This window comes from Micromonospora sp. URMC 105 (assembly GCF_051386295.1).
In the GTDB taxonomy this organism is placed as follows: domain Bacteria; phylum Actinomycetota; class Actinomycetes; order Mycobacteriales; family Micromonosporaceae; genus Micromonospora.
Window position 1 is genome coordinate 1 of record NZ_JBPQTL010000107.1, and the last position, 18,863, is coordinate 18,863.

Here is an 18,863-nt window from a genome sequence, read left to right on the forward strand (position 1 = left end):
GGCCCTGCACGGCGCGGCGGGTGAGGTCCGCCCGGTCGGCCAGCCCCTGATCACCACCGCACCGCTCAGACGTTGGCGACCACCAGCGCCGGCTGCTCCACGCAGTCGGCGACGTGCCGCAGGAAGCCGCCCGCCACGCCACCGTCGCAGACCCGGTGGTCGAAGGTGAGGCTGAGCTGCGTCACCTTGCGCACCGCGAGCTGCCCGTCGACCACCCAGGGCTTGTCCACGATCCGGCCCACGCCGAGCAGGGCCGCCTCCGGGTGGTTGATGATCGGCGTCGAGCCGTCCACGCCGAACACCCCGTAGTTGTTAAGGGTGAACGTCCCGCCGGTGAGCCGGGCCGGCGGCAGCGTGCCCGCGCGGGCCGCGGCGGTCGTCTCGGCCAGCGCGGCGGCCAGCTCCCGGGTGGTGAGCCGCTGGGCGTCGCGCAGCACCGGGACGAGCAGGCCCCGGTCGGTCTGCGCGGCGATGCCCAGGTGCACCCCGGCCGACTGGACGATCCGCTGACCCTCCATGTCGACGTGCGCGTTGAGCTGCGGGAACCGGCGCAGTCCGCTGAGGCAGATCCGGGCCAGCAGGGCCAGGACGCTCACCGGCGCGTCGGGGGTGGCGGCGTTGATGGCCGCCCGGGTCTCCAGCAGCCCGGTGGCGTCCACGTCCACCCAGATGGTCACCTCGGGGATCTCCCGGCGGCTGCGGGAGAGCTTGTCGGCGATCACCTTGCGGATGCCGGTGAGCGGGATGACCACGTCACCGTCGGCGAGGCCGACGTGCGCGGCCGGGACCGGCTGGTCCGGCACCGCGGTGAGCCGGGCCGTCGAGGCGGTCCGGGCGGTCTCGACGTCCGCCCGCCGGATCACGCCACCGGGGCCGGTCCCGCGCAGCGCGGCCAGGTCCACGCCGTGCTCCTTCGCCAACCGGCGGACGATCGGCGAGATGACCAGCGGGGCGGTCCCGCGGGTCGGCGCCGGTTCGGGCGCGACCGGCGCACCTGTCGTCGGCCCGGCGGCGGCATCGCCGGCCGGGTCACCGCCGACGGTTCCGCCCGCAGCGGCCGGGGCCGGCGCGCCGCCGGACTCGGGGGCGAGGGCCAGCCGGGGACGGCGCCGACGCCGGCCGGAGCCGGCGTGCCCGGTGCCGTACCCGATCAGCACGTTGCCGGAGCCGGCCCGCTCCTCCTCGCGGTAGGTGGCGTGGCCGGCGGGCTCCGCGCCGCCGTCGCCGTCGAGCGGTGCGATGGTGATCAGGGGCTGGCCGACCGGGCGGACCTCACCCGCCGCGCCGTGCAGGGCCACCACCCGGCCGGCGTACGGGCAGGGCACGTCGACGACCGCCTTGGCGGTCTCCACCTCGACCACGCTCTGGTCGACGGTGACCACGTCGCCCACGGCGACCCGCCACTCGACGATCTCGGCCTCGCTCAGCCCCTCGCCCAGGTCGGGCAGGAGGAAGACCCGGGTCCCGGTGGCGGTGCTCATGCCGCGCTCCCCTGGGCCAGCCAGCGCGGGTCGGGCTGGTCGTCCCACTGCAGGCGGGCCACGGTGTCCAGCACCCGGTCCACCGAGGGCAGGTGGGTGTGCTCCAGCATCGGCGCCGGGTACGGGATGTCCAGCCCGGACACCCGCAGTACCGGGGCGTGCAGGGCGTGGAAGCAGCGCTCCTGCACCCGGGCGGCGATCTCCGCGCCGACGCCGGCGAAGCCCTGCGCCTCCTGGATCACCACGCACCGGCCGGTCCGGCGGACCGAGGCGGCGATCGTCTCGTCGTCGAACGGCACGATGGTGCGTACGTCGACGACCTCCAGGTCCCAGCCCTCCTCGCGGGCGGCCTCGGCGGCCTCCAGCGCGACCGGCACGGCCGGGCCGTACGCGACCAGGGTGGCGTCGGTGCCGGCCCGGCGCACGACCGCGCGGCCGAACGGCGCGGTCGTCGCGGGCAGTTCCGCCTCGGCGCTGGAGAAGTAGAGCTTCTTGGGCTCCATGAACACGACCGGGTCCGGGTCGTCGATCGCCTGGCGCAGCAGCGAGTACGCGTCCTCGACGGTCGCCGGGGTGACCACCTTCAGGCCCGGGGTGTGCGCGTAGTACGCCTCGGAGGAGTCGCAGTGGTGCTCGACCCCGCCGATGCCGCCGGCGTAGGGCACCCGGATGACGATCGGCACGCTGAGCGCGCCCCGGGTGCGGTTGCGCAGCTTCGCCACGTGCGAGGCGATCTGCTCGAACGCCGGGTACGCGAACGCGTCGAACTGCATCTCCACCACCGGGCGCAGCCCGGACATGGCCAGGCCGACGGCGAAGCCGACGATGCCGGCCTCGGCCAGCGGGGTGTCGAAGCAGCGCTTGTCGCCGAAGCGGGCCTGGAGCCCGTCGGTGATCCGGAAGACGCCGCCGAGCTGGCCGACGTCCTCGCCGAAGACGACCACCCGGTCGTCGTCGAGCATCGCGTCGGCGAGCGCGGCGTTGAGCGCCTTCGCCATGGTCATGGTGGCCATCAGGCGTCCCCCTCCTCGTCGCGGGCGGCGGCCAGCTCGGCGCGGACCTGCTCGCGCTGCTCGACCAGCTGCGGGGTCGGCTCGGCGTAGACGTGCTCGAAGAGGCTGAGCGGATCGACCGTGGGCTGGGTGTTCATCCGGTCGCGCAGGCCGGCGGCGTACGCCTCGGCCTCCTCGGCGATCGCGGCCACCGCCGCGTCGTCGAGCACGCCCCGGTTACGCAGGTACGCCTCCAGCCGGGCCACCGGGTCGCGGTCGCGCCAGGCCTCCACCTCGTCGGCGTCCCGGTAGCGGGTGGCGTCGTCGGCGTTGGTGTGCGGCTCCATCCGGTAGGTGTGCGCCTCGACCAGGAACGGGCCGTGACCGGCGCGGGCGTGGGCCACGGCGCGGTTGAGCACCGCCAGCACGGCCACCGGGTCGTTGCCGTCGACCTGCTCGCTGGGCACGCCGTAGCCGACGCCCTTGTACGCCAGGCTCGGTGCGGCGGTCTGCCGGGACAGCGGCACGCTGATGGCGTACTTGTTGTTCTGCACGAAGTACACGACCGGGGCCTTGAACACGGCGGCGAAGTTGACCCCCTCGTGGAAGTCGCCCTCGCTGGTGGCGCCGTCGCCGATGAAGGCCAGCGCCACGGTGTCCCGACCCTGGTACGACTCGCCGTAGGCCAGCCCGGCGGCGTGCACACACTGGGTGGCCAGCGGGGTGCACTGGGGGGCGGTGTGCACCTGGGTCGGGTCGTACCCGCAGTGCCAGTCCCCGCGCAGCAGGGTGAGCACCTCGACCGGGTCGATGCCCCGGCTGACCAGCGCCATCGACTCCCGGTAGGTGGGGAAAACCCAGTCGGTGTCGCGCACCGCGAGGGTGGCCCCGACCTGGCAGGCCTCCTGGCCGCGCGAGGACGGGTAGACGGCGAGCCGGCCCTGCTTGGTCAGGGCGGTGGCCTGGGTGTCGAAGCGGCGACCGACCACCATCCGGCGGTACATCTCGCGCAGCACCTCGACGGGCGGCTCGGGGTAGTCGTCCCGGGGCGGCAGCGGGGTGCCGTCCGGGGCGAGCAGTCGGACCGGCTCGCGCTGCGGGAGCAGGCCGGCGGACGGGTCGGGCGCGGCCGGGGTGGCCGGCCGGCGGGTGCGCGGGGATGCCCTGCGGACCGCCTGGGGTGTGGTCGTCACGGCGGGGACCTCCTGGACGTGTGGTGGCCTTATGCTCCTGCTGTCGGATGATTGACTCAAGATGCGCGGTGAACGTGGGATGAATGGCGGCCTGAGGGGGCTTGTGTGAGCCAGGAGACCAGCCCGGAGGCGGGCCTGCCGGGCGGGACGGGACGTTCGGTCGGTCCGCTGGACGAGGTGGACCGGCGCATCCTGGACGAACTGGTCCGCGACGGCCGGCTCTCCATCCGTACGCTGGCCGAACGCGTGCACGTCTCGCGCACCAACGCGTACGCGCGGGTGGAGCGGCTGCTGCGCGACGGCGTGATCACCGGCTTCCGGGCGCAGGTCGCGCCGGAGCCGGCCGGGCTGGGCACCTCGGCGTACATCTCCCTGACCATCGAGCAGAACACCTGGCGGGAGGTCTCGGCGGAGCTGGCCCAGGTGCGCTACATCGAGCACGTCGCGCTGCTCAGCGGCGAGCACGACGTGCTCGCCCTGGTCCGCGCGCCGGACAACGCCACCCTGCGCGACGTGGTGCTCAACCGGGTACAGAGCATCGCCGGGGTGCTCTCCACCCGGACCTGGCTGGTCTTCGAGGAGTTCGACGGCGCCCGCAGCCCCTGGGAGTAGGGCGCCGCCGGGCGTCAGCGCTCCGGCGGTGCCGCCAGCCCCTCCCGGTCGGCCAGCTCCAGCAGCGGCTCCAGCGAGAACCGCCGCTCGTCCAACCCGGCGTGCGGGTCGCCGCGTTCGGCGAACCGGGCCGGCATGCTCACCACGTCGAAGTCCTCGGGCCGGACGTCGTCCAGCTCGGACCAGTCCAGCGGCGCGGAGACCAGCGCCGCCGGCGTCGGCCGGATCGAGTACGCCGAGGTCATGGTGTGGTCGCGGGCCATCTGGTTGTAGTCGACGAAGACCGGCCGGTCCCGCTGCTCCCGCCACCAGGTGGTGGTGACCAGGTCGGGGCGGCGGCGCTGCATCTCAAGACCCAGGGCCAGCACCGCCCGCCGGCACTCGCCGAAGCTCCACCTCGGCTCGATCGACAGGTAGACGTGCAGGCCCCGCCCGCCGGTGGTCTTCGGATAGCCGGCCAGGCCCAGCTCGTCGAGGAAGGCGTGCACCTCGTGCGCCACCGGCACCACCTGGTCGAAGCCGACGCCGGGCATCGGGTCGAGGTCGATGCGGAGCTGGTCGGGGTGCTCCACGTCCGCCGCCGACACCGGCCACGGGTGGAACCGCAGCGTACCCAGGTTGGCCGCCCAGGCGACCACGGCCAGTTCGCTCGGCGCGACCTCGTCGGCGGTCCGCCCGCTGGGGAAGGTGATGTGCGCGGTCCGCACCCAGTCGGGAGCGCCGGCGGGCAGCCTCTTCTGGTAGAAGGCGTCGCCCCGGTTGTCCTGCCGGGTGCCGATCTTCGCGCCCTCGAAGACACCGCGTGGCCAGCGTTCCAGCATGGTCGGCCGGTCGCGCAGCGCGCGCAGGATGCCGTCGCCGACGGCGAGGAAGTAGCGCACCACGTCCAGCTTGGTCAGCCCTCGCTCCGGGAAGTAGGGCTTGTCCGGGCTGGAGATTCGGACCAGCCGCTCCCCGACCTTGATCTCCTCCGCCGCCGTCGCCACGCTCACACGGTAGCGGCCGGGGCGGCCTCGCGCGCCCGGCTCACCGGCACCGCCCGGCCGAGCCGGACGGCACGCGACGGAGGCCGGTCGTTCCGGTGGTCACGGCCCCGGCCTAGGCTGCCGCCATGGCGACGTACCTGGACGTGCACCCGGAGAACCCGCAACCCCGGACGATCAGCCGGGTGGCCGACGTCGTCCGGCGTGACGGGCTGGTCGCCTACCCGACGGACTCGTGCTTCGCGCTCGGCTGCCGGCTGGGCAACCGGGACGGCATCGACCGGATCCGCACCATCCGCCAGCTCGACGACCGGCACCACTTCACCCTGGTGTGCCGGGACTTCGCGCAGCTCGGCCAGTTCGTCCAGATCAACAACGCCCTGTTCCGGTCGCTGAAGGCGGCGACCCCGGGCAGCTACACCTTCATCCTGCCGGCGACGAAGGAGGTGCCGCGCCGGCTGCTGCACCCGAGGAAGAAGACCGTGGGGGTCCGCATCCCCGACCACGTGGTGGCGCAGGCGCTGCTGACCGAGCTGGGTGAGCCGCTGGTGTCGAGCACCCTGCTCCTGCCCGGCGAGGCCGAGCCGATGACGCAGGGCTGGGAGATCAAGGAGCAGCTCGACCACGTGGTCGACGCGGTCCTGGACTCCGGTGAGTGCGGCACCCTGCCGACCACGGTGGTCGACTTCTCGCAGGGCGAGCCGGAGATCCTCCGCCGCGGCGCCGGCGACCCGTCCCGGTTCGAGTAGGCCTTCGCGCATCGGCCGGTGACCGCCGCCGGCTCAGGGCGCCTCGTCGTCCAGCGACGGCAGCGGCAGCAGCACGGGGGTGCTGTCGGCACCCCGCTCGGAGTGCGCGGGTGCGGGCAGCTCGCCACCCGGTGCCCGGCTGTGCAGCCGACCCGCCCCGGCCGGCCCGGCCCTGCGGGAGACCTCGCAGGTCACCAGGTGGATCGGCGCGGGCGGTACGCCGAACCGGCCGGTACCCCAGCGCACCCAGATCGCGATCCGCCCGGCGTCCGCCTCGGCCGCCAGCTTGTCCCAGGTGCGACGCCGATCCGTGTGGTCGACCTCGATGACCACGGGCGGCCCGTCCGGCCTGGCACACGCCACGTCGAGCACCGACTGCCGGCGCGACAGCGGCGGCGGCAGGGGCAGCACGCTCGGCGCCCGGCGGTAGACCCGCCAGCCCTTGTCTCCTGCCCAGGCGGCCACGGCGTCGATGACCCGCGCGGTCACCGCGTCGGTGGGCAGGTCGACGAAGGTGAGCCGGTCGAGGGCGTGCCCGAGCGAGGCCGCCAGCCGTGCGCCGTCCGCCCCGCCGTCCATCAGCGCAGGGTAGCGACTCCCCCGGCCCGCGTCGTGACCGGCAGCCGCCGCGCGGCGACCGGCCCGCCGCCGCCCCGTCCTTGGGCGGTGGCGGGCCGGTCGGCGTCCGCCGTCAGGACCGGTCCGGCAGCTGGCGCCGGTCGGGCGGGGCGGCGCGGCCGGCCGACGGCGCGGCGGGCGCGGTGACCACGTCCGGCGCGACCGTGACCGGCGGCAGGGTGGCACGACCGGTGACGGGCAGGGTCAGCGCGCTACGCCCGAGGTCCACCGAGACGGTGGCGTCCCGGTCGTCGGTCTCGGTGAAGCCCGGGTCGCTCTGGGCGAGGACCAGGCCGAGCACGTGGCCCGCCGGCAGCGCCGCGTCGTACGCGTTGAGCGGCAGGGTGACGGTGTACCAGCGGTCCGGGCGCAGCGGGGTGGCGAACCGCAGGGACCGGTGGTGCGCCGCGTCGAGCCAGCCGCGGGTGAGCACGCCGTGGTCGGTGACCGCGGTGATCTCGGCCGTGTCCCGGTAGCAGGCGTCGTCGGCCAGGGTGGACTCTCCCCAGCACGACTCGGTGGTCAGCGTCCGGACCCCCTCCGAGGTGCGGTACTGGATCCGTTCCGCGGTGCCGTAGTCGACGAGCCGTGCGCTCAGCGCGGTGGTCGGCCGGTCGACCTTGATCCGCAGCCGTACCGACGGGGTCCCGGAGATCCGCAGCGGCGCGGTCAGCTCGCCGGAGAGGAACACCAGCCGTCCGGCGCGGTCGGTCGTCGGCTCGGTGACCACCTGCGGCTCGGTCAGCGACTCGTCGGTGTACGCCCGCACGACGCCGGCAGCGGCGCCGCGACCGCCGAGGGTGCCGGTCGTGCCGTCGCCGGCGCCCAGGGCCACCCGGACGTCCGGGGTGCCCGGGGCGGGCCAGTCCCGCTGCTCGGTCCACACCCCGGGGGCGGTCTCCAGGGTGGCCCGGGGCTCGCGCATGACCCCGTTGGGCAGGCCCTGGAGCCAGTAGTCGAACCAGCGGTGCAGGGTGGCCACCCACTCGGCCCGGCGGACGTCGAACGGGTCCTCGTGCCCGGCCTGGTAGAGCCAGAGCTTGCGCGGCACGTGCCGCTCGGCGAGCGCGTCCCACCAGCGGGCGAACTGGCCGGTGGTCACGTTGAGGTCGTTGACGCCGTGCGCGACGAACACGCTGGCCCGGACCTGGCCGGCCGCGCGGCGGTAGTCCCGCTCCGCCCAGTACGCGTTGTAGTCGCCGGTCTCCTCCGCGCTCTCCGCGCGCAGCCGGGCGAGCACACCGGCGCACGCCTCGGCGGGCCGGCCGTTGACCACCTGGTGCAGGTAGGCGGGGTAGTCCGACGCGCGCAGCAGGCCGCGGTAGCGCTGGTAGTCGTACCAGCTGGAGATCGCGGAGATCGGCACGACGGTCTCCAGGCCGCGCACGCCCGTGGCCGCCACGCCGTTGGCGACCGAGCCGTCCCACGACTTGCCGATCATGCCGACCCGGCCGCTGCTCCAGGACGCGGTGACCGGAGTCCCGTCCAGCGTGAAGCCGCGGGCCCGGCCGTTGAGCCAGTCCACCACCGCCTTCGCCCCGGCCACCTCGGCCCGGCCGCCGACGTCCTCGCAGCCGGTGGAGCGGGCGGTGCCGCTGAGGTCGACCGCGGCGAAGGCGTACCCGCGGGGGACGAAGAAGTTGTCGTAGAAGAGCGGGGCCTTGGCGATCACGCCGTTCGCGTCGTACGTCTTGCGTTCGCTCTCGTTGCCCCGGCCGCAGCAGTGGTAGTACGGCGAGGCGTCCATGACGACCGGAACACGGACCCCGGCCTGCGCGGCCTCGCGGGGCCGCACCAGGTCGACCACGACCCGGTCGCGCAGCCCGTCGCCGTCGGCGTCGGTGGGCGTCTCGACCTGGACGCTCTCCCGGACGGCGTCGGCGTAGGAGTAGACCGGCACCGTGTGGTCGCCGGCGATGTGCGGCGGGGCGGCCGGCCGGGCGGGCGCGGCGTGGGCGGGGGCGGCGGGAGCGGCCGTGACCAGCAGCGCCGTGAGGGTGGCGGCGGCCAGCGCCCGGCTTCGGGCAGGCGTCATCGTGGTCCTTCCGACGGGTACGGCAGGTCCAGCCATTCCACCCCATCGATTCGGGTCCTGCCTAGTGTCCCGTGTCGACGCGGTCACTTTCGGCGACGCCGAAGGGTTGACCATCGACATTCGTCTTCGTAACGTTCGGCGGGACCGTCGACCCTCCCTCCACCGGCGAAGGGACCTCCGTGGCACGACGACGCACTCTCTCCCTGATCCTGGCCGCGACACTGCTCTCCGGCGGCACCGCGGCCCTCTCCCCCACCGGCGCCGGCGCCTCACCGCCGCGGCCGGACGACGAGTACCGGCCGGTGCGCGGGCCCTCCGCCCCCGCCGAGTACCGCTACCTGCAGAAGACCGTGCGCGGCGAGGCGCTGCCCCGGCACGCGTACGACGGCGCGGCGCGGGCCGCGGCCCGGCTGCCTGCCGTCGGCGGCCGGTGGACCTCGATCGGGCCGACCAACATCGGCGGCCGGATCACCTCGCTCGCGCTGGACCCGCAGCGGCCCGACACGGTCTACGCCGCCGCGGCCAGCGGCGGGGTCTGGGTGAGCCGCGACGCCGGCAACCGCTTCGAGCCGGCCTGGCCGGACGGCTGGACCCAGGCGATGGGCGCGGTGGCGACCGGCCCGGACGGCACCCTGTACGCCGGCACCGGCGAGGTCAACCCCGGCGGCGGCAGCATCACCTACGAGGGCACGGGCCTGTACGCCTCGCGCGACGGCGGCAAGAGCTGGCGGTCGCTGGGGCTGCGCGACTCGGGCGCGATCGGCGCGATCACCGTCGACCCGGCCGATCCGAGGCGGATCTTCGTGGCCGCCGCCGGTTCGCTCTACAACGGCGGCGGCGACCGGGGCGTCTACCGCTCCACCGACGGCGGCGCGACCTGGCAGCGGGTCCTCGCCGGGGCCAACGAGTTCACCGGCGCGACCGAGGTGCTGATCGACCCGCGCGACGCCGACCGGCTCTACGCCGTGCTCTGGGACCACCGCCGCACCCCGGACCTGCGCACCTACGGCGGCGTCGGCTCAGGGGTCTACCGCTCCGACGACGGCGGGGCGACCTGGGCGCGCCTGGCCGGTGGGCTGCCCGCGGCCGGGCCGGAGGTGGGCCGGATCGGCCTGGGCCAGTCCGCCTCGGACCCGGACCGGCTCTACGCGATCGTCAACTCCACCGCCGGCCCGTTCGCCGGCTTCTACGGCAGCAGCGACGGCGGCGACGCCTGGACCCGGCTGCCGGACACGCCCGAGCTGACCACCTCGCAGTCCACCTTCGGCTGGTGGTTCGGCAAGGTCTGGGTCGACCCGGACGAGCCGCAGCACGTGCACGTCGCGGGCGTGCCGCTGCTGACCACGAAGGACGGTGGGCGGACCTGGACGGCGGACAGCAGCTCCATCCACGTCGACCACCACGCCATGATCTGGGACCCGCGCCGTCCGCAGCGGGTCTACCTCGGCAACGACGGCGGGACGTACCGCTCCGACGCCGACGGGGACGGCGGCTGGGTGAAGGCCACCCACGAGCCGTACACCCAGTTCTACAGCGTGGCGATCACGCCGCAGGACGTCAGCCGGATCTCCGGCGGCACCCAGGACAACGGCTCGCTGCGCTCCTGGGGCGGCCCGGCCTTCAACGAGTACCTGGGCGGGGACGGCGAGGAGAACCTGATCAACCCGACCGACAAGGAGAACGTCTACGCCTGCTACCAGTACGGCAACTGCTTCTGGTCGGTCGACGGCGGCGAGACGATGACGTACTTCGGCAACAAGGTCACCGCGGCCCGCCGCAACTGGTTCACCCCCGTGGTCTTCGACCCGCGCGACCCGGCGGTGATGTACTACGGCGCCAACGTGCTCAACCGGTCGACCGACGGCGGCCGGACCTGGACGGCGGTCAGCGGCGACCTGACCGGCGGACCGGGGCGCGACCCGATCTACACCAACTACGGCACCATCACCACGGTCGCCCCGGCCGGGGACGGCCGGACCGTCTACGTCGGCACCGACGACGGCCGGGTCTGGGTGACCCGGGACCTGGGCGGGACCTGGCAACTGCTGCTCTCCGGGCAGCCGTGGGTCACCCGCATCGTGGTCGACCCCCGGCGGGCCGACCGGGTGTACGTGACGCTGTCGGCGTACCGGTCCGGCTCCGACCGGCCGTACGTGCTCGGCTCGCTCGACGGCGGCCGGCACTTCCACGACCTCAGCGGCACCCTGCCGAAGGCGCCGGTCAACGACCTGGCGATCGGCAAGGGGCTGACCCTCTACGTCGGCACCGACCAGGGCGTGTTTGTCAGCCCCACCGGCGGCGGGGTCTGGCTGCGCCAGGGCCGCGGCCTGCCGTTGGTCCCGGTCGACGACATCGAGTACGACGGGACGAACCAGCGCCTGGTGGCGGGGACCTTCGGCCGGGGCATCTACGCCGTCCGGGTCCCCTGAGTCTCGCGGCTGCCGGGACCGGACGCGGGCAGACCGCCGCGTCCGGCCCCGCCAGCGCGGGTGTCAGCGCCCTTCCTGCTGCATGCGCGTCATGAGCATCTGCTTGGCCTGGTCACCCGCCTTGCGGTTGTTCTCCTGAATCTTGCGGAACCAGGTGGCAAGTTCCGAATCGCCCCGCTGTTCCGCGTCCTGGATGTAGATGTCCATCCGGTAGATGTTGTCCAGCGACATCTGCAGCGTGTGGATCAGGTCGTAGTTCTTGTCCTTCACCGGGCTCATCTGTTCCTTGACCGCGGTCGCCACGGCGTACCTCCCCATGTCTCGGCTTCCGAACGGGCCAGCGCTTACCCGGCCTCGATCCGTTCACGCCGGGCGGCGGGCGCGGACTGCCGGTACGAGCCGGACGGTTACCGGGCGGCCCGCTCGGGTACGGGGGGCCGCATGGCGGAACTGGCAGCCCTGTGGATCGTGCGGCACGGTGAGAGCACGGCGAACGTCGCCGCGACGGCGGCGGAGACGTCCGGCGCGGACCTGATCGACCTGACCCATCGGGACGCCGACGTGCCGCTGTCGGAGACCGGCGAGGAGCAGGCCCGGGCCACGGCCCGCTGGCTCGCCGGCCTGCCGGCCGAGCGCCGGCCCGACGTGGCGGTGGTCTCGCCGTACCTGCGGGCGGTGCGGACGGCCGAGCTGGCGCTGGCCGGCACCGGCATCCCGGCCAGCCGGGACGAGCGGCTGCGCGACCGGGAGCTGGGCATCCTCGACGGGCTGACCGGGCACGGCGTGCAGCGCCGCTTCCCCGAGGAGGCGGACCGCCGCCGCCGGCTCGGCAAGTTCTACTACCGCCCGCCGGGCGGCGAGTCCTGGACGGACGTCGCGCTGCGGCTGCGGGCGCTCCTCGGCGACCTGCGCCGCGACCACGAGGGACAGCGGGTCCTGCTGTTCGGCCACGACGCGCTGGTCTTCCTGCTTCGCTACCTGGTGGACGGGCTGACCGAGGCGGAGCTGATGGGACTCACCCGCGAACACGTGATCGCCAACTGCTCGGTGACCGGCTGGTCGGCGGACGCGGACGGCCGGCTCGTCCTGGACACCTTCAACGACGTGACCCACCTGCGCCGGGAAGGCGCCCGGCCCACCAGGGAGGACGAGGTCCATGCCGAGCCGGTCTGAGACCCGGGTCATCACCCCGGCGCTGCTGCGCGACTGGGCGCTGCCGGTACCCACCGGCGGCAAGGAGCACCGGGGCACCGTGCTGGTGGTCGGCGGGTCCCGCTTCACCCCCGGCGCGGTGCTGCTGGCCGGCGTGGCCGCGCTGCGCGCGGGCGCCGGCGTGCTCCAGCTCGCCGCCGCCGAGTCGACCGCCGCCGCACTGAGCATCCAGGTGCCGGAGGCGCTGGTGATCGGCCTCCCGGAGACCGGGGACGGGGCGGTCGCCGGCGATCCGGGCGACCGGCTCGGCGCGCTGGTCGGGCAGGCCGACGTGGTGGCCGTCGGTCCCGGCCTCAACGACATCGACGAGACCCGGGCGCTGCTGCACCTGATCCTCGACGCGGCCGGGCCGCAGACCTCGCTGGTGCTGGACGCGTACGCGCTCGGGGCGCTCAGCCACGAACCGGACCTGCTGGTGGGCGCGGGCCGACCGGTGGTGCTCACCCCCAACCTGACCGAGGCGCGGCACCTGCTGGGCCGCGAGCCCGGCGACGACCTGGACGCCGAGTCCCGCGAGCTGGCCGGCCGGTACGAGGCGGTCGTCTCGCTCTACGGCCACATCGCCACCCCCACCGGTGAGGGCTGGCGGGAGGAGAGCGGCGACGCCGGGCTGGGCACCTCGGGCAGCGGCGACGTCCGCTCCGGGCTGCTGGCCGGGCTGCTGTCCCGGGGGGCGGCGCCGGCGCAGGCCGCCTGCTGGGCCGCCTGGGCGCACGCGGTCAGCGGCCAGCGGCTGGTCCCCCAGTTCGGGCGGATCGGTTTCCTCGCCCGCGAGCTGCTCGACGAGATCCCGCACACCCTGGCGACGGTGTGACGGCGGCCGACCGGTCGCACAGGTGTGTGTAACGCCACAGAATCCGAGGGCGCTGTAGTCACCGGAGGCGGGCACCCTGCCCCCCTTCCGCCGGCCGCTCCCCACCAGGGAGCACACCCCGGCTGGAAACAGCCCCTGGGAGTCTGTGTGAAGAACCTCCGTCGCAAGACACTGGCTGCCGCGTCCGCCGTGACCCTCGGTGTCGGCCTCGCCGTCACCGGCGGGCTGGCCCCGGCGGCGGCCGCCGTCCCGGACACCACGTTCCTGGTCCTGGCCCCGCAGGGCGCCACCACCGGGAAGGCGGCGGCCCGGGTGGCCGCGGCCAAGGGCACCGTGGTGGCCACGTACGACCAGATCGGCGTGCTCGTCGTCCGCTCGACCAACCCCGACTTCGTCACCGACGTGGCGGGCTCGGGTGTCGAGTCGGTGGCGTCCACCGCCGGCCTGGGCACCGCGCTCGAAGAGGGCGAGACCGTGGAGGTCTCCGCGGCCGAGGCGGCGAACGCCACCGCCGACCCGACCAAGGAGCCGCTCTTCGGCCAGCAGTGGGACATGCCGATGATCGACGTCCCGCAGGCCCACGCCGTCAACGCCGGCAGCGCCGGCGTGGTGGTGGGCGTGCTGGACAGCGGCATCTCCAGCAGCCACCCCGACCTGGCCACCCAGATCGCCAAGGACAAGAGCACGTCCTGCATCGGCGGCACGGTGGACACGGCCGAGGCGGCCTGGAACCCGACCACCTCCGACCACGGCACCCACGTGGCCGGCACCATCGCCGCCGCCGTCAACGGCGTCGGCGTGACCGGTGTCGCGCCGGGCGTCAAGGTCGCGGCGGTGAAGGTGGTCAACGACGACGGCTACATCTTCCCGGAGGCCGCGGTCTGCGGGTTCATGTGGGCCGCCGAGCACGGGTTCCAGCTGACGAACAACAGCTACTACATCGACCCGTGGGAGCTGAACTGCCGCAACGACGCACGCCAGCGTCCGGTGTGGCAGGCGGTCCAGCGGGCGATCCGTTACTCGTCGAGCAAGGGCGTGCTGAACGTGGCGTCCGCGGGTAACTCGAACTACGACCTCGCGCACAAGATCACCGACGACGGCAGCCCGAACAACGGCACGCCGGAGACGCGCGAGAACCTCACCAACGCCTGCCTCGACCTGCCGGCCGAGGCGCCGGGCGTGGTGACCGTCTCGGCGGTCGGCCCGACCGGGGCGAAGAGCTACTACTCCTCGTACGGCCAGGGTGTCATCGACGTGACGGCGCCGGGTGGCGACACCCGCTTCCGCACGCAGGGCGTCCGCTCCACCCTCACCGACGGCATCCTGTCGACCACCTGGAACACGGCGACGAAGACCAACGGCTGGGGCTACAAGCAGGGCACCTCGATGTCCGGCCCGCACGCCGCCGGTGTGGCGGCGCTGGCGGCGTCGGCGCACCCGGGCATGAGCCCGGGCCAGCTGGCCGCGTTCCTGGAGCGCACGGCCGAGGCGCAGTCCTGCCCGGAGGGCGTCTACAACCCGGTGCCGCTGATCCCGGCCGGCCCGCACGCCTACGACGCGACCTGCTCCGGCGGCGAGCGCAACGGCTTCTACGGCGCCGGCATGGTCAACGCGTACAACGCGGTGAAGTAGCAGCACGGCACGACCAGTGGCGGGGCCCGGCGGAACACGCCGGGCCCCGTCCGTTTTCGCAGCTCACCCTCGGGGTACCGGTCAGACGTCAGTCGAACAAGGAGGTCTGCCGGTGTCCACCGATGCCATCGTCCTGCTCAAAGAGGACCACAAGGAGATGCGCCGCCTCTTCAAGGAGTTCGCCAAGGCCGAGGAGGGGCCGGCCAGCAAGCGCCAGCAGCTGGTGAACCAGATCCTCGAGGCCCTCACGGTGCACACCTACCTGGAGAACGAGGTGATGTACCCCGAGGTCCGCAAGCTCCTGCCGGACCTGGAGGACGACATCCTCGAGTCGTACGAGGAGCACCACGTCGCCGACCTGCTCTGCGCGGAGCTGGCCGCCATGGACGCCTCCGACGAGCGCTTCGTCGCCAAGACCACGGTGCTGATCGAGAACGTCGAGCACCACGTCGAGGAGGAGGAGCAGGAGTGGTTCCCCAAGGTGCGGGAGGCGCTCGGCCGCAACCAGCTCCAGGAGATCGGGGAGCGGATGATCGCGATGCGCAAGGACGCGCCGCGTACCCCGACAGCGCCGAAGGCGATCAAGAAGGCCGTCGACGCGGTGACCGCCTGAGCGTTCCCCCGCGCGAGCCGGGGCCCGGCCGTCGGCCGGGCCCCGTCGCACGTCACCAGGCGGTCGGCGGCACCCCGTCCGGCGCCGGCAGGATCCGCCGCACCTGCCCCGGGGGTACGCCCCGGCGCCGCCACTCCCGGGGGTAGCCCACCGAGACCTCCTCGAAGCGCACCCCGTCGTGCCAGGTGGTGCGGGGGATGTGCAGGTGCCCGTAGACCACGGCGGCGGCGTCGAAGCGGCGGTGCCAGTCGGCGGTGGCCTCCGTGCCGCACCACTGCGCGAAGATCGGGTAGCGCAGCACCCGGGTCGGCTCCCGCACCAGCGGCCAGTGGTTGACCAGCACGGTCGGCAGGTCCGGTTCGCGCGCGGCGAGCCGCCGGGCGGTCTCGGCGACCCGCGCCGCGCACCACTCGTGGCGGCTCGCATACGGATCGGGGTGCAGCAGGAACTCGTCGGTGCAGACGATCCCGGTCCGGTACGCCTCGGCCAGGGCGGCCTCGCGGCTGTCGAAGCCCTCCGGCCGCCAGCTGTAGTCGTAGAGCAGGAACAGCGGCGCCACCAGCACCGGCCCGCCCGCCCCCCGCCACACCGGGTACGGGTCCTCCGGGGTGAGCACGCCCAGCTCCCGGCACCGGCGTACCAGGTGCTCATAGCGGGCCACCCCCCGCAGGGTGACCGGGTCGCCCTGCGGGGTCCACAGTTCGTGGTTGCCGGGCGCCCACAGCACCGTGTCGAACCGCTCGGCCAGCAGGCCCAGCGCCCACTCGACGTCGGCGACCGTGTCGCCCACGTCCCCGGCGACGATCAGCCAGTCGCCGGGCGACGCCGGCCGCAACGCCTCGACCAGCGCCCGGTTCTCCGCGTACCCGACGTGCAGGTCGCTGATGGCGACCAGACTGCCGTCGATCTCCTCGGCTGGCATCCGCCGATCGTACGCAGCCCGCGCCGCACCTGGGTCACGCGCGACGGCGCGGCTAGTCGGCCGAGCCCGGCTCGGCCATCTTCCGGTGCTGCTCGGACTTGAGCCGGTCCGGGGTGAACCGGGCGGCGGCCGCCTGCACCTTGTTCTTCAGCGAGCCGGCGACGACCTTCTCCTCGCCCTTCATCAGCGCCTCGAAGCCCTGCGCGGCGACCGTCGCGGGGTCGTCCTTGCTGCCGGCGCCGACCCGGGTGTCCTCCATGTCGGCCCGCTCGAAGAACTTCGTGTCGGTCGGGCCGGGCATCAGCGACGTGACGGTGACCCCGGTCTCCTTCAGCTCGTTGCGCAGCGCCTCGGCGAAGGACTGCACGAACGACTTCGAGGCGTTGTAGACCGCCTGGAAGGCCCCCGGCATGGTGGAGGCGATCGACGAGGTGAACAGCACCCGGCCGGCGCCCCGCTCGACCATCGCCGGCAGCAGCCGCTTGGCCAGGTGCACCGTCGAGGTGACGTTCACGTCGATGACGTTCAACTCGTCGCGCAGGTCGGTGTCGCCCACGAACGCCCCGCCGGCGCCGCGCCCGGCGTTGACCGCCAGGGCGTCGACCGGCCGTCCGGTCGCCTCGACCGCCTCGGCCAGCGCCACCACCCCGTCGAAGGTGGCCAGGTCCACCCGGACCGGCTGGACCTGGGCGCGGCCGTCGCGGCGCAGGTGCTCCGCCGCCTCCTCGATGCCCGGGTCCTCGGCGGCGATCACCACGTCGTACCCGTGCTCGACGAACTGCACGGCCAGCTCGTACCCGATGCCGCTGGAGGCCCCGGTGACCACGGCCAGTGGCCGTCCGGTGGTCGGTGCGCTCATCTGCCTGTCTCCTCTCGTCTGCGGACCGCGCGTGCCGACGCGGCCCCACCGGTGCTGTGCCCGCCTCCGGGGCGCTCAACCACGCCGGTCCCGGCGAGGTCGGGCGGGCCCGGCCACGGCGACCCGGTAGGATCGGCGCGGGCCGTGACTGGCGCGTGGGGATGGAGCACCATCGGGAAGCGGTCCCGTCATGAGGACGCACGCCGAGCGCCTGGGCCTTCCGCACGTCTGTAGGAGGTCGCATGTCGCTGAACGCCGAATCCACCGCTTTCCGCAGCGCGCTCGAGGTGATCCGTGCCGTCGAGCCCCGGGTGGCCGACGCCATCGGCGCCGAGCTGGCCGACCAGCGCGAGTCGCTCAAGCTCATCGCCAGCGAGAACTACGCCTCCCCGGCCACCCTGCTGGCCATGGGCAACTGGTTCAGCGACAAGTACGCCGAGGGCACCGTCGGCCGCCGCTTCTACGCCGGCTGCCAGAACGTCGACACCGTCGAGGCGCTCGCCGCCGAGCACGCCAAGGAGCTGTTCGGCGCGGCGCACGCGTACGTGCAGCCGCACTCCGGCATCGACGCCAACCTGGTCGCGTTCTGGGCGATCCTGGCCGACCGGGTGGAGTCCCCGGCGCTGAAGAAGGCCCAGGTACGCCAGGTCAACGACCTCACCGAGGCGGACTGGTTCGCGCTGCGCCGGGAGCTGGGCAACCAGCGGATGCTCGGCATGTCGCTGGACGCCGGCGGGCACCTCACCCACGGCTTCCGCCCGAACATCTCCGGCAAGATGTTCGACCAGCGCAGCTACGGCACCGACCCGGCCACCGGCCTGATCGACTACGACCGGGTGGCCGAGGCGGCCCGGGAGTTCAAGCCGCTGATCCTGGTCGCCGGCTACTCGGCGTACCCGCGGAAGGTGAACTTCCGGATCATGCGGGAGATCGCCGACTCGGTCGGCGCCACCTTCATGGTCGACATGGCGCACTTCGCGGGCCTGGTCGCCGGCAAGGTCTTCACCGGCGACTTCGACCCGGTGCCGCACGCGCACATCGTCACCACCACCACCCACAAGTCGCTGCGCGGCCCGCGCGGCGGCATGGTGCTCTGCGGTCCCGAGCTGGCCGACCAGGTGGACCGGGGCTGCCCGATGGTGCTCGGCGGCCCGCTGCCGCACGTGATGGCCGCCAAGGCCGTCGCGCTGGCCGAGGCCCGCCGCCCGGACTTCGCCGACTACGCCCAGCGCATCGTCGACAACGCCCAGGCGCTCGCCGAGGGCCTGGTGCGCCGGGGCACGAAGCTGGTCACCGGCGGCACCGACAACCACCTGGTGCTGCTCGACGTCTCCGGCTACGGGCTGACCGGCCGGCAGGCCGAGCAGGCGCTGCTCGACTCGGGCATCGTCACCAACCGCAACGCCGTCCCGCAGGACCCGAACGGCGCCTGGTACACCTCGGGCATCCGGATCGGCACCCCGGCGCTGACCACCCGGGGCCTGGGCGTGGCCGAGATGGACGCCACCGCCGAGCTGATCCACACCGTGCTCAGCCAGACGACGCCGGGCGAGTCCAAGGCCAAGTACGTCCTCGACCCGGCGCTGGCCGACAAGATCAGCAAGCAGGCCACCGAGCTGCTCACCGGCTTCCCGCTCTACCCCGCCGTCGACCTGGGCTGACCCTGTCGACCATGAAGGTGGCGCCGACCGAGTCGGCGATCTCCCGCATGATCCGGAA

At 73.8% G+C, this 18,863-nt stretch carries 17 protein-coding genes and 1 riboswitch; of the genes, 8 read left to right on the plus strand and 9 right to left on the minus strand.

Annotated features, from left to right (window positions below):
* Window positions 1-65 precede the first annotated feature (65 nt).
* The 3 genes from ACSNN7_RS24915 to pdhA are packed head-to-tail and all read right to left on the minus strand — an operon-like array spanning window position 66 to window position 3,699.
* Window positions 66-1,481 (minus strand): dihydrolipoamide acetyltransferase family protein, encoded by a 1,416-nt coding sequence (locus ACSNN7_RS24915; protein ID WP_436683364.1) that lies wholly within the window; start codon window positions 1,479-1,481, stop codon window positions 66-68.
* Window positions 1,478-2,494, minus strand: coding sequence for an alpha-ketoacid dehydrogenase subunit beta (locus ACSNN7_RS24920; protein WP_436683365.1), 1,017 nt, complete (start codon window positions 2,492-2,494; stop codon window positions 1,478-1,480). The genes ACSNN7_RS24915 and ACSNN7_RS24920 overlap by 4 nt, the downstream gene beginning before the upstream one ends.
* Window positions 2,494-3,699: a pyruvate dehydrogenase (acetyl-transferring) E1 component subunit alpha gene (gene pdhA, locus ACSNN7_RS24925; RefSeq protein WP_436683382.1), complete on the minus strand. Its 1,206-nt coding sequence runs from the start codon at window positions 3,697-3,699 to the stop codon at window positions 2,494-2,496. Before pdhA ends, ACSNN7_RS24920 begins: the two co-directional genes overlap by 1 nt.
* A 72-nt stretch (window positions 3,700-3,771) precedes the next feature.
* Between pdhA and ACSNN7_RS24930 the strand changes: the two genes are divergently transcribed.
* Window positions 3,772-4,278 (plus strand): Lrp/AsnC family transcriptional regulator, encoded by a 507-nt coding sequence (locus tag ACSNN7_RS24930; RefSeq protein WP_436683366.1) that lies wholly within the window; start codon window positions 3,772-3,774, stop codon window positions 4,276-4,278.
* A 14-nt stretch (window positions 4,279-4,292) separates the two neighbouring features.
* Here ACSNN7_RS24930 and ACSNN7_RS24935 read toward each other — a convergent pair whose 3' ends face one another.
* Window positions 4,293-5,264, minus strand: a complete 972-nt coding sequence (locus tag ACSNN7_RS24935; protein WP_436683367.1) for a DNA polymerase domain-containing protein — start codon at window positions 5,262-5,264, stop codon at window positions 4,293-4,295.
* Between the two features lie 125 nt (window positions 5,265-5,389).
* Between ACSNN7_RS24935 and ACSNN7_RS24940 the strand changes: the two genes are divergently transcribed.
* Window positions 5,390-6,010: an L-threonylcarbamoyladenylate synthase gene (locus ACSNN7_RS24940; RefSeq protein ID WP_436683368.1), complete on the plus strand. Its 621-nt coding sequence runs from the start codon at window positions 5,390-5,392 to the stop codon at window positions 6,008-6,010.
* Between the two features lie 33 nt (window positions 6,011-6,043).
* On the opposite strand, the gene ACSNN7_RS24945 is transcribed toward ACSNN7_RS24940, so the two are convergent.
* Both ACSNN7_RS24945 and ACSNN7_RS24950 read right to left on the minus strand, forming a co-directional pair.
* Window positions 6,044-6,589, minus strand: coding sequence for a hypothetical protein (locus ACSNN7_RS24945; RefSeq protein ID WP_436683369.1), 546 nt, complete (start codon window positions 6,587-6,589; stop codon window positions 6,044-6,046).
* Between the two features lie 112 nt (window positions 6,590-6,701).
* On the minus strand, window positions 6,702-8,663 hold the full coding sequence (locus ACSNN7_RS24950; protein ID WP_436683370.1) for a Xaa-Pro dipeptidyl-peptidase: 1,962 nt from the start codon (window positions 8,661-8,663) through the stop codon (window positions 6,702-6,704).
* A gap of 179 nt (window positions 8,664-8,842) precedes the next feature.
* Here ACSNN7_RS24950 and ACSNN7_RS24955 point away from each other — a divergent pair, with 179 nt between their 5' ends.
* Window positions 8,843-11,092 carry a WD40/YVTN/BNR-like repeat-containing protein gene (locus ACSNN7_RS24955; protein WP_436683371.1) on the plus strand — a complete coding sequence of 750 codons (2,250 nt, stop codon included), beginning with the start codon at window positions 8,843-8,845 and terminating at the stop codon, window positions 11,090-11,092.
* A 63-nt stretch (window positions 11,093-11,155) separates the two neighbouring features.
* On the opposite strand, the gene ACSNN7_RS24960 is transcribed toward ACSNN7_RS24955, so the two are convergent.
* A complete protein-coding gene (locus ACSNN7_RS24960) occupies window positions 11,156-11,395 on the minus strand; it encodes a hypothetical protein (protein ID WP_436683372.1) in 240 nt (79 codons plus the stop codon).
* Window positions 11,396-11,533: 138 nt separating this feature from the next.
* Between ACSNN7_RS24960 and ACSNN7_RS24965 the strand changes: the two genes are divergently transcribed.
* From ACSNN7_RS24965 to ACSNN7_RS24980, 4 genes are all read left to right on the plus strand, one after another.
* Window positions 11,534-12,265 (plus strand): histidine phosphatase family protein, encoded by a 732-nt coding sequence (locus ACSNN7_RS24965; protein WP_436683373.1) that lies wholly within the window; start codon window positions 11,534-11,536, stop codon window positions 12,263-12,265.
* Entirely contained in the window at window positions 12,249-13,118 is an 870-nt protein-coding gene (locus ACSNN7_RS24970; RefSeq protein WP_436683374.1) for an NAD(P)H-hydrate dehydratase, read from the plus strand. The genes ACSNN7_RS24965 and ACSNN7_RS24970 overlap by 17 nt, the downstream gene beginning before the upstream one ends.
* Before the next feature lie 147 nt (window positions 13,119-13,265).
* Window positions 13,266-14,750, plus strand: coding sequence for a S8 family peptidase (locus tag ACSNN7_RS24975; RefSeq protein ID WP_436683375.1), 1,485 nt, complete (start codon window positions 13,266-13,268; stop codon window positions 14,748-14,750).
* A 112-nt stretch (window positions 14,751-14,862) separates the two neighbouring features.
* Window positions 14,863-15,363, plus strand: a complete 501-nt coding sequence (locus ACSNN7_RS24980) for a hemerythrin domain-containing protein (RefSeq protein ID WP_436683377.1) — start codon at window positions 14,863-14,865, stop codon at window positions 15,361-15,363.
* Window positions 15,364-15,415: 52 nt separating this feature from the next.
* Here ACSNN7_RS24980 and ACSNN7_RS24985 read toward each other — a convergent pair whose 3' ends face one another.
* Both ACSNN7_RS24985 and ACSNN7_RS24990 read right to left on the minus strand, forming a co-directional pair.
* Entirely contained in the window at window positions 15,416-16,285 is an 870-nt protein-coding gene (locus ACSNN7_RS24985) for a metallophosphoesterase family protein (protein WP_436683378.1), read from the minus strand.
* A 52-nt stretch (window positions 16,286-16,337) separates the two neighbouring features.
* Window positions 16,338-17,144: an SDR family NAD(P)-dependent oxidoreductase gene (locus ACSNN7_RS24990; RefSeq protein ID WP_436683379.1), complete on the minus strand. Its 807-nt coding sequence runs from the start codon at window positions 17,142-17,144 to the stop codon at window positions 16,338-16,340.
* 134 nt (window positions 17,145-17,278) lie between these two features.
* Window positions 17,279-17,368, plus strand: a riboswitch (ZMP/ZTP riboswitch).
* 18 nt (window positions 17,369-17,386) lie between these two features.
* On the opposite strand from ACSNN7_RS24990, the gene ACSNN7_RS24995 reads away from it, so the two are divergent.
* Complete coding sequence (locus tag ACSNN7_RS24995) at window positions 17,387-18,805, plus strand: glycine hydroxymethyltransferase (RefSeq protein ID WP_436683381.1); 1,419 nt, start codon at window positions 17,387-17,389, stop codon at window positions 18,803-18,805.
* Window positions 18,806-18,863 lie beyond the last annotated feature (58 nt).

What these genes read in the sequence shown, in the direction of transcription:
- ACSNN7_RS24945 (WP_436683369.1), bottom strand. Translation starts at nt 6,589, where the DNA reads ATGGACGGCGGGGCGGACGGCGCACGGCTGGCGGCCTCGCTCGGGCAC.
- ACSNN7_RS24920 (WP_436683365.1), bottom strand. Translation starts at nt 2,494, where the DNA reads ATGGCCACCATGACCATGGCGAAGGCGCTCAACGCCGCGCTCGCCGAC.
- ACSNN7_RS24940 (WP_436683368.1), top strand. Translation starts at nt 5,390, where the DNA reads ATGGCGACGTACCTGGACGTGCACCCGGAGAACCCGCAACCCCGGACG.
- ACSNN7_RS24915 (WP_436683364.1), bottom strand. Translation starts at nt 1,481, where the DNA reads ATGAGCACCGCCACCGGGACCCGGGTCTTCCTCCTGCCCGACCTGGGC.
- ACSNN7_RS24965 (WP_436683373.1), top strand. Translation starts at nt 11,534, where the DNA reads ATGGCGGAACTGGCAGCCCTGTGGATCGTGCGGCACGGTGAGAGCACG.
- ACSNN7_RS24950 (WP_436683370.1), bottom strand. Translation starts at nt 8,663, where the DNA reads ATGACGCCTGCCCGAAGCCGGGCGCTGGCCGCCGCCACCCTCACGGCG.
- ACSNN7_RS24970 (WP_436683374.1), top strand. Translation starts at nt 12,249, where the DNA reads ATGCCGAGCCGGTCTGAGACCCGGGTCATCACCCCGGCGCTGCTGCGC.
- ACSNN7_RS24985 (WP_436683378.1), bottom strand. Translation starts at nt 16,285, where the DNA reads ATGCCAGCCGAGGAGATCGACGGCAGTCTGGTCGCCATCAGCGACCTG.
- ACSNN7_RS24995 (WP_436683381.1), top strand. Translation starts at nt 17,387, where the DNA reads ATGTCGCTGAACGCCGAATCCACCGCTTTCCGCAGCGCGCTCGAGGTG.
- ACSNN7_RS24990 (WP_436683379.1), bottom strand. Translation starts at nt 17,144, where the DNA reads ATGAGCGCACCGACCACCGGACGGCCACTGGCCGTGGTCACCGGGGCC.